Origin of the sequence: Clostridium sp. Marseille-Q5894, from assembly GCF_946902305.1 — a bacterium.
Lineage (GTDB): Bacteria > Bacillota_I > Bacilli_A > Erysipelotrichales > Coprobacillaceae > Thomasclavelia.
In genome coordinates, this window is sequence record NZ_CAMPPT010000018.1 from 1 (window position 1) to 7,454 (window position 7,454).

Annotated in this window: 9 protein-coding genes and 1 other annotated feature; of the genes, 5 read left to right on the forward strand and 4 right to left on the reverse strand. The window is 29.8% G+C overall.

The window, feature by feature from the left end; all coding sequences use genetic code 11:
• Nucleotides 1-180: 180 nt before the first annotated feature.
• From OC535_RS14600 to OC535_RS14610, 3 genes are all read right to left on the reverse strand, one after another.
• Nucleotides 181-927, reverse strand: a complete 747-nt coding sequence (locus OC535_RS14600) for a DeoR/GlpR family DNA-binding transcription regulator (protein ID WP_227053362.1) — start codon at nt 925-927, stop codon at nt 181-183.
• A gap of 7 nt (nt 928-934) precedes the next feature.
• Nucleotides 935-1,726 carry a Cof-type HAD-IIB family hydrolase gene (locus OC535_RS14605; RefSeq protein WP_227053361.1) on the reverse strand — a complete coding sequence of 264 codons (792 nt, stop codon included), beginning with the start codon at nt 1,724-1,726 and terminating at the stop codon, nt 935-937.
• 103 nt (nt 1,727-1,829) lie between these two features.
• A complete protein-coding gene (locus OC535_RS14610; protein ID WP_024720667.1) occupies nt 1,830-2,201 on the reverse strand; it encodes a metal-dependent transcriptional regulator in 372 nt (123 codons plus the stop codon).
• A 107-nt stretch (nt 2,202-2,308) separates the two neighbouring features.
• Here OC535_RS14610 and OC535_RS14615 point away from each other — a divergent pair, with 107 nt between their 5' ends.
• From OC535_RS14615 to OC535_RS14630, 4 genes are all read left to right on the forward strand, one after another.
• Nucleotides 2,309-3,103 carry a ZIP family metal transporter gene (locus tag OC535_RS14615; RefSeq protein ID WP_024720668.1) on the forward strand — a complete coding sequence of 265 codons (795 nt, stop codon included), beginning with the start codon at nt 2,309-2,311 and terminating at the stop codon, nt 3,101-3,103.
• A 70-nt stretch (nt 3,104-3,173) separates the two neighbouring features.
• Nucleotides 3,174-3,400: a binding site (T-box leader), on the forward strand.
• 46 nt (nt 3,401-3,446) lie between these two features.
• On the forward strand, nt 3,447-4,439 hold the full coding sequence (locus OC535_RS14620; RefSeq protein ID WP_227053358.1) for an ABC transporter substrate-binding protein: 993 nt from the start codon (nt 3,447-3,449) through the stop codon (nt 4,437-4,439).
• Between the two features lie 10 nt (nt 4,440-4,449).
• Nucleotides 4,450-5,379 carry an ABC transporter permease gene (locus OC535_RS14625; RefSeq protein WP_024720670.1) on the forward strand — a complete coding sequence of 310 codons (930 nt, stop codon included), beginning with the start codon at nt 4,450-4,452 and terminating at the stop codon, nt 5,377-5,379.
• On the forward strand, nt 5,372-6,166 hold the full coding sequence (locus tag OC535_RS14630) for an ABC transporter ATP-binding protein (protein WP_498824168.1): 795 nt from the start codon (nt 5,372-5,374) through the stop codon (nt 6,164-6,166). The genes OC535_RS14625 and OC535_RS14630 overlap by 8 nt, the downstream gene beginning before the upstream one ends.
• A gap of 16 nt (nt 6,167-6,182) precedes the next feature.
• On the opposite strand, the gene OC535_RS14635 is transcribed toward OC535_RS14630, so the two are convergent.
• On the reverse strand, nt 6,183-6,815 hold the full coding sequence (locus tag OC535_RS14635; RefSeq protein WP_024720672.1) for a YetF domain-containing protein: 633 nt from the start codon (nt 6,813-6,815) through the stop codon (nt 6,183-6,185).
• A 49-nt stretch (nt 6,816-6,864) separates the two neighbouring features.
• Here OC535_RS14635 and OC535_RS14640 point away from each other — a divergent pair, with 49 nt between their 5' ends.
• Nucleotides 6,865-7,221: a DUF3792 domain-containing protein gene (locus tag OC535_RS14640; RefSeq protein ID WP_227053357.1), complete on the forward strand. Its 357-nt coding sequence runs from the start codon at nt 6,865-6,867 to the stop codon at nt 7,219-7,221.
• Nucleotides 7,222-7,454 lie beyond the last annotated feature (233 nt).

A 7,454-nucleotide genomic window follows, 5' to 3' on the forward strand; every position in this document is an offset into this window, starting at 1 on the left:
TTAAAGAACAGATCATTACTAAAGCTAACATTATTGTTATTATCGATAATAGTTTTTTCATGAATCATATTTTTTCCTCCTCATTATCTTTTACAATCTAAAAAGGAGAATTACTTTTATAAATTTAAATTTTATAATTAATTTTTAGTAAAATATTATTCAAAAAATAACATCTGCTATTTAATTAATATCTAATATACATCCTGCCTCAGTTATTTTTTTCATCAATGATTCTGGTAATAATGTATTAGTAATAATAAAATTGATTGCATTCCAATTCAAAGCTTTGTATGAACTTGTCTTTAAAAACTTGCTATCATCGACAACTAAACAAACACTTGCACTTCTCGATGCTACTTTTTTCTTTATTGCAGCATCTTCATATTCTTCAACATATATACCATCTTCTTTTATTGCCGCAGCACCAATAAAAGCAACATCAAAATATATATTATCCAGCATTTCTAATGCCTGACTTCCATACATATAACGATTATAATTATTATATTTTCCACCAATCATATGAGCACTACAATAATTAGCTAGTTTTTCAATGTTATCAAGTGAATGACTATAAGCTTCTATTTTATTAGGAACCATTTCACACATTTCTTCAATCGTTGTTGAAACATCAAAAAAACAAACTTTATGACCATTAAGATATTTAATTGCTCTAATAGCAAGTTCCTTTTTTATTTCCTTATTCTTAACTTGCCGATTATGATAATTATCAATTGGACTATGTAATGAAGTTAAAGTTATTCCACCATGAGTACGTGTTGCCAATCCTTCATTAACTAATTTGATAATATCTCTTCTTGCAGTATCTCTAGAAATATTAAATTTATTCATAATATCTTGATTTGTTAAAGTTTTCTCTTTTTTCAATAATTCCAATATCTGATAAACTCTTTCTTCTTGATACATTATAAATCTATTCCTTATCAATTAAATTTTCTAAAGCATAAACTATTCCATCTTGATCATTAGATTTCGTATGTCTAGCAATTTGGTTTAAAACATCTTGCGGTGCATTAGCCATAACAAAACCACTCCCTGTAGCTAGAAGCATGTCAATATCATTATAATTATCTCCAAATGAAACAGTCTTTGTAACATCAATATTAAGCCTTTCACACAATATATTTATGGCATTAGCTTTTGAAATACTTTTATCCATAATCTCTAAATAAGTCTCTTTTGATTTATAAACAGATAAGAAATCATATTTCTTTAACAATGCCTGTTCAACTAAATCAACAGTATTTTTATCACCCATACATAAAATCTTATGAACAATATCGATTTTACTAAAATCTAATTTCTCTGGTGTGATTCCTGTTATATCAGCTTCTTGTTTAACCCAAGGATTTTTTAAATCACTGCTCATCCAATGATCATTACTGCAAATATTAACACTGATTTGATAATTTTTTTCAATAAATTCAGAAATTTGTTTGGCATTCTCTACAGATATTCCTCTTGAATATAAAATCTCATTATCTTTGTTGATTACTAATCCACCACTATAACTGATTATCGGGATATGAATATCTAACTGATTCATTACTGTCTTTATCCCACTTGGCGTTCGTGCTGAAACCAGAACAAAAGGTATCCCCTGATTCACTAACTCATGAACTTTCATTTTCGTCCTATTTGTAACTTCATGTTGAGAATTTAACAAAGTTCCATCAATATCACTAAATACACATTGATATTTCATTTTTCCACCTCCTAACCATTATTATACTTAAAAATAATTATAATTCAATACATGTACTTAAAAATACTTAAAAATACTTAAAGAAAAAAGCATCTTTGATGCTTTAATCTTTTTTCATATATTCCCTCATTGCTTTAATACTTTCATCAGAAATAACATGTTCAATTAAACACGCGTCTTTATCAGCAATTTTTTCATCAATATGTAAAACCTCTACAAACAGCTGTTTGATTGTCTGATGTTTACTGCAAATAAACTTTGCCGTCTTCTTACCTTTAGCTGTTAACTTGATATCTGCATATTTTTCATAATCAACATAACCATTTTTGGCCAATACAACAACTGCATTATTAACACTAGGTTTAGAAACTCCCAGCTGTCTAGCAATATCACTCACACGGGCTTTTTTTCCATCTAAAGATAATTCATAAATCAATTCTAAATAGTTTTGCATAGCAATCGTCATTTCTTCCATCTATAATCACCTCATTTGTTTAATCATACCACATAATTTTAGAGGGAACAAACACAAATGCCCATATGCTATAAAATTAATTACATAATAATAAATGAGGTGAAATAATGGAATATATCCTATCATTAAGTCCTTTTATTATTGTATTGATCGTAGCAACGTTTAACTGGTTAATGACATTTTTAGGCGCATCACTAGTATTATTTGTCAAAAGCGCTAGCAAAAAATTAGTTTGTATAGCCTTGGGCAGTTCCGCTGGAATTATGATTGCAGCATCATTTTTTTCTCTTATTTTACCAGCAAAAGAACAACTTGAAAGCACTGGTAAATTAAATTTATTGATCATACCGGTTGGTTTTATTTGTGGTGTTAGTTTATTAATGTTAATTGATAAATTACTTCCCCATGAACATATGATGTCTCATGTTCAAGAAGGAATCAACCCTGATCACTATTCTAAAAACAAATTGTTGATGTTAGCGATGACATTGCATAATATTCCTGAAGGTTTAGCAGTTGGTGTAGCATTTGCAGGATGTCAAAATGAAAATTATTTAGCTGCTTTGATTTTAGCAATTGGTATTGGCATTCAAAATTTTCCTGAAGGAACAGCAATATCTTTACCAATGCATCAATGTGGAAAAAGTCGTTTTAAAGCAATGATGTATGGTCAGTTTTCGGCTCTTGTCGAAGTACCAGCAGCACTTCTAGGATATGCCTTTGCGACACTGATAAATGGTATCTTACCATTTGCTTTGTGTTTTGCTGCTGGAGCGATGATGTTTGTTTGTATTGAAGAATTAATTCCTGAAGCTAATGCAACAGAAGGAATCGACTTAGGGACAATTAGTTTTATGGTTGGTTTTGTCATTATGATGTCACTTGATATTTTACTTTCTTAATGTTTTTAATTTTTATCACTTATTGACAAATCGATAATGATAACGTATCATAATAGTAACAATTTATTAAACAAAGACAATGAAGTGAACTAGTAAATATAACTTAGATATCAGAGACATTGTGGATGGTGCAAACAATGCGTTAAGGAATATTGAATTCATCACGGAGTCGGATGCTGATATGTAGGTAATCATCGGTTACTAGCCGTTATCGTAGTTAAGTTTTATACTTACTGAGATTATTAGTGTGAACTAATAATGAATTTGGGGTGGTACCACGACTCTGTCGTCCTCTTTGGAGGACTTTTTTTGTTTAATAATTAAAAATATGGAGGGATTATTTATGAAAAAACTATTAAAAGGTTTATTGGCTTTTGCCATTGTTCTTGTTATCACTGGATGTGGTACTGGTAACGAAGATAATGCTAAAGCAAAAGATTTATCTGAAGTCAAGATTGGAGTTATCCAATTAATGCAACATGACGCACTTGATGCTTCATACAAAGGTTTTAAAGATGAATTAGTTAAAGCAGGTATAAATGCTGATAATATTGATTATCAAGTTGCTGGTGATCAATCTAACTGTACTACTGTTGCTGATAAATTAGTTAATGGTGGTAATGATTTAATTTATGCAATTGCTACACCTGCACTTCAAGCTGTGGCTGCAGCAACAACTGAAATTCCAATTGTTGGATGTGCTGTAACTGATTATGAAAGCACTAAACTTGTTAAAAGCAATGATAAACCAGGAGGAAATGTTACTGGAGCTAGTGACTTAACACCTGTAGAAGATCAATTTGATTTAATGGAAAAAATGCTGCCTGATGCCAAAAAAGTAGCTATTATGTATTGTGGTAGTGAAGATAATTCTATTTTCCAAGGAAATCTAGCTGTTGAAGCAGCCAAAGAAAAAGGATACGAATATAAAGTTTATAAAGTGTCTGATTCTAACGAAATCCAAGCTGTTGCTAGTCAAATCGTCAATGATAAAAATGATGTAGTTTATATTCCTACTGATAATCTTCTTGCAACTTATATGAGCAGTGTTGAAGCAATCACTTCCCCTGCTAAGATTCCTTGTATCGTAGGAGAAGAAGGGATGGTAAAATCTGGTGGATTTGCAACTTATGGAATCAACTATGAAAATTTAGGACGTGAAGCTGGTAAACAGGCAGTTGCAATTCTAAAAGGTGAAAAAACTGCAGCAGATACTCCAATAGCTCAATTAAAGGCTGAAGATTGTACTTTATGTATTAATTTAAAAGTAGCAGAAGCATGTGGTCTTACAATTAATAAAGATGATTATCCTGATGCAACATTTATTGAAGAATAGGAGTTAAAAAATGGGATTATTTTATACTTATTTAGGTGCCGTTGATTTAGGTTTGATCTGGGGATTTTTAGCACTAGGAGTATATATTACTTTTCGTTTACTAGATATTGCAGACTTAACAGTTGATGGCAGCTTTGCTACTGGTGGAGCAGTATGTGCTGTTTGTGTTTTAAACAACATTCATCCATTATTAGCTATTTTAATCGCAATTATTGCTGGTTTTATTGCTGGAGCGATTACAGGAATTTTACACACTAAATGTAAGATTCCTGCCATTCTAGCTGGTATTTTAACACAGATTGGTCTTTATTCAATTAATTTAAGAATTATGGGTGGCCGTGCTAATCTACCACTAACTACTGCAAATACTTTATTTGCTGATTTATCAACAGCTTTAAATATTAATAAATATTATATCACTCTTATCGTAGCGTTGATATTTGTAATTATTTTTATTGCTGTACTGTACTGGTTTTTTGGAACTGAAATGGGTTCATCAATCAGAGCTACTGGAAATAATGAACAAATGGCTAGATCACTGGGAATCAATACTGATACTATGAAATTATTAGGATTAATGATCAGTAATGGTTTAGTGGGACTATCTGGCGCTCTATATGCACTATATGGCCAAGCAACTGATGTTCGTGTTGGTACTGGAGCTATCGTAATTGCATTGGCTTCGATCGTTATTGGAGAAGTTGTTATTTCTGCAAAAAAAGGCGGTTTTGCAATTAGATTAGTTTCAATTGTTATTGGTTCTATCATTTATCGTATCATTGTAGCTTTAGTACTACAATTAGGATTGAATACTGATGATTTAAAATTATTAACAGCTATTCTTGTTGGTATTGCTTTAACAATTCCAATTATGCTTTCTAAACGAAAACAAGTTGCAATGTATAAAAAATTAACAAAGGAGATTGATGATAATGCTTAAATTAAAACAAGTAAGTAAAACATTTAATCTTGGAACTGTTAATGAAAAAAAGGTTCTTCACGAAATCAATTTGGAATTAGACAAGGGTGATTTTGTTACTATCATTGGTGGAAATGGTGCTGGTAAATCAACTTTATTAAATATGATTTCTGGATTATATCCTTTAGATTGTGGGACTATTACATTAGACGGTGAAAATATTTCTTTACAGCCTGAACATCAAAGAGCTAAAAAAATTGGTCGCTTATTCCAAGATCCTATGTTAGGTACAGCTGGAGATATGCAGATTTTAGAAAATCTAGCTCTTGCAAATCGCCGAGGAAAACCACGCGGTTTATCTTGGGGAGTTACGAAAGAAGAAAAAGAACAATATCGTGAACTTGTCAAATCATTGAATCTAGGTTTAGAAGATCGTTTAACGACAAAAATGGGCTTATTATCCGGTGGTCAAAGACAAGCAATCACATTATTAATGGCTACTTTGCAAAAACCTAAATTACTCTTATTAGACGAACATACTGCTGCTTTAGATCCTGCAACGTCAGCAAAAGTTTTGAAATTAACAAACGAAATTATTACAAAACAAAATCTAACAGCTATGATGGTTACTCATAATATGCGCGATGCCATTGACGTTGGTAATCGATTAATTATGATGTATAATGGACGAATAATTTATGATGTAAAAGGTGCAGAAAAGAAAAAACTAACAGTCGAAGATCTGCTTCATAAATTCGAAGAAGCTAGTGGTGAAGAATTTGCTAATGACCGAATGTTATTAGGATAGAACTGTTTTTACAGTTCTATTTTTTTATTACAAGTAATTTATCCTTTTCTAAAATACAATAAAAAACATCTTCAATATGATCAACATGCTGTTTTTTTAGCTCTTTTTTTAACCAATTGAGATCACGATTTAGTAACTTTAAATTATCTTCATCAACAATTCCATCACAAATCAAAGCATCAGGCAATTCAACACAACACTCATCTTTAGGAATTATAGATAATGAACCATTTGTTTCTAGTAAAGCAAATTCTACTTTAGAAATACTATCAATATCATTTACTCTTAAATGATGCGAAAGATCATCTACAGTATAACGCTGTTCTTTCATCTTTTCTTGATCCAATTTTCCTTTAAAAATAATATATGTTGGCCTTCCTTCAAAAATATCTCGAAGTTTTTTTGATTTCAATGTAACCATGGAAACTAAGCGATCAACTACGATCAATGTAACAGTTGCTATTACACCATGAAAAAAAGTAAAATCCTCATTACCAACTGTATCGGTCATAATTTCTGCAATAATTAAAAATACAACAAAATCAAAAACGTTTAATTGACTAAATTCTTTTTTTCCAAAAATTCTAAGTAAAACACTTAAATAAATATATATACAAAGACTTATCATAAATACTTCGAAGATACTCATATTTCACCAATCCTTAAATATAATATTATTAAGATAACAAGGAGGAAATATGAAATCATATTTAAAAATATATTTAAAATTTGCATTATTCATCCTAATTACCTTTATGATCACTAGTCTTATCTTAGCCGGTATTATTAGTTTTATTCATTTATCTAATTTTATTTATCACACAATCATCAATCTTGTTGCAGGAATTATTATGGTTATCTGGGGCTTTATGATCGTTAAAACATTTTCTAAAAATGCTATTTACCATAGTTTATTATGTGGCTTAATTTTTGCACTTATAGCCCTTATCATCAATATTGATGATATAAACATTGTTAATATCATCTCTAGACCATTTGTTTTAATTACTACTGTTATTATTTTATCTTTATATAAGAAAAAATTAAATGATTGAAAAACACTTACGATTTGATTAATTACTAATACTTAAATTCTCATTAAAAATCTTCAAAGTATCAAAATTACACTAATAGTAATAAAATTATATTTTTCTAATTTTTCATTTTTTAAAATATTAAATAAAAACATGTTTTTTTAAAGTAATTCTCCTTTTTAGATTGTAAAAGATAATGAGGAGGAAAAAATATGATTCATGAAAAAACTATTATCGATAATAACAATAATGTT